This is a genomic window from Lentilactobacillus diolivorans DSM 14421, assembly GCF_001434255.1.
In the GTDB taxonomy this organism is placed as follows: Bacteria; Bacillota; Bacilli; order Lactobacillales; family Lactobacillaceae; genus Lentilactobacillus; species Lentilactobacillus diolivorans.
Window position 1 is genome coordinate 1 of the sequence record NZ_AZEY01000072.1, and the last position, 1,818, is coordinate 1,818.

At 33.2% G+C, this 1,818-nt stretch carries 3 protein-coding genes; 2 read left to right on the forward strand and 1 reads right to left on the reverse strand.

Translation table 11 applies throughout. The annotated features are described in order from the left end of the window. The first annotated feature begins 204 nt into the window (after positions 1-204). Positions 205-450: a hemolysin XhlA family protein gene (locus tag FC85_RS07410; RefSeq protein ID WP_057864899.1), complete on the forward strand. Its 246-nt coding sequence runs from the start codon at positions 205-207 to the stop codon at positions 448-450. Between the two features lie 279 nt (positions 451-729). Here FC85_RS07410 and FC85_RS07415 read toward each other — a convergent pair whose 3' ends face one another. Beyond that, positions 730-1,032 carry a hypothetical protein gene (locus FC85_RS07415; RefSeq protein ID WP_057864900.1) on the reverse strand — a complete coding sequence of 101 codons (303 nt, stop codon included), beginning with the start codon at positions 1,030-1,032 and terminating at the stop codon, positions 730-732. 210 nt (positions 1,033-1,242) lie between these two features. Here FC85_RS07415 and FC85_RS07420 point away from each other — a divergent pair, with 210 nt between their 5' ends. Next, positions 1,243-1,662, forward strand: coding sequence for a universal stress protein (locus tag FC85_RS07420; protein WP_057864901.1), 420 nt, complete (start codon positions 1,243-1,245; stop codon positions 1,660-1,662). Positions 1,663-1,818 lie beyond the last annotated feature (156 nt).

The following is a 1,818-nucleotide window of genomic DNA, read 5'->3' on the forward strand; positions in this document are numbered from 1 at the left end:
CAAAAAAGCCAATAACCACACGCCTTTGGCGTGATTATTAGCTTTCAAGTTTCAGTCAGTTATGCTAAAGGTTCACGAGTCTGGGCATCAGCGGTCAAGGCTGGTAAAATCACTCGTCTTAAATTGAAGTACGCCAACGGATATATAACGTCTAATATTGCCTATGTTAAACGAGTTTATCTGAAAAAATAGAGGAGTGATTAGATGCCACAAAATGAGATTAACGTTACCGAGACACTTATGGAAATCAATGAACGCCTAGCCCGTGTAGAAACTAAAATGGATAACTTAAATAGTGCCGATGATAAGGCCGAAAGGGCCCTGCAAATTTCCCAAGATAACACGCGGGATATCAGCAATCTTAAAACAGTTATCTATTGGGAAATTGCTGTCATTGTGACTGGAGTAGTTGTTCCATTAGGTATTTATGTCCTTGAAGAGTTCTTCTAAGATGTTAAGATTATTAACGAATCAAAATAATTGCTAGAAGCCCATCTCGTTAATTCAAGGTGGACTTTTTTGTTGAATTTATATTTTATCGCTATGAAGGATTTCTTTTGTTAGAAAATATAATAATTCCAATCTGTTTTGTTGAAAAAACATTTCAAAGTGTTATTCTAATCATGACAAACCGATATACTTACAAAAGTCCCACTCGATTAATTTCGGGTGGGGCTTTTGTAATACTGAACAGCGATTACTATAAAAGTTTATGTTCTTGGTGAGTGTTTATTTCAATCGTTTAATAAAAGTTAGATGGACAGTTCTCTTTTCAAAGTCTGGATGATCGATAGTGGGATTAGTATAAAGAGCAGTAAAATTAGTAATAATAGAATCATCAAAGGAAATAGTCAGATTTCCTAAGCGTTTATGTCTATTAACAAAGTTGGCAGCTGTAACTGCGTTTTCAAAGACCAAATAAAGTTCAAAACTCTCACTATCATAATAAGAGTTAATATTTAGTTGTGGAAAAGATTCCATACCTGATGCGTCTTCAATTTTAATATCATGTACGTAATTTCTAAGTGGCATGAACAAGCTCCTCTCTAATTATTGAGTAAATCTATCCACAGTATACTCTCATATAAAATGATATTCTGTATATTATGATACAATACTGAATTTATGTTAAGTAGCAAACTAAAAGATAATCTAATAAGTTAAAATAAAGCGCTTTCGAAAATATAATGATACATATAAATAGTTTATAACGATACCGATGACTCGAAAGGAGAATTTATTATGTATAAAAGTATTCTCGTTCCTTTAGATGGTAGTCAGAATTCTACCAAGGCACTAGATATTGCTATATTGTACAGCAAGGCGTTTAATTCTAAAGTAAGCATTTTATCAGTTGCGAATAATATGAGTTATGGATATGAACCAATGCCAGCAAGTCTCTATGAAAGTTTTGATAATCGTGCCAAGAAAATTGTTGAGGTTGGTAAGAAATATGCTTCAGAAAAGGGCGTAAATGTAGAGACTTTTGTAAAAAGAGGGAATCCCAAGCAGGCAATTATAGAATTTGCGCACAATAAGGGAATAGATTTAATAATTATTGGTAAATCAGGAACGAATGCCTTTGATCGATTGGTAATGGGATCTACCACTGCTGCTGTTGTTAGGAATTCTGATGTTCATGTTTTGGTGGTTAATGCATAAAAAGCAACTTTATGCATATAACTGGATGTGTTTTTGAAATTAAAATTTCAGCATTATGTCAAATAATTGAATAACTGCACATTTTTTGCACATTATGAATCGCAAACTTGCTTATATGACGGTGCTTATTGCTTTTAAGTAACTACCAACGTAGGG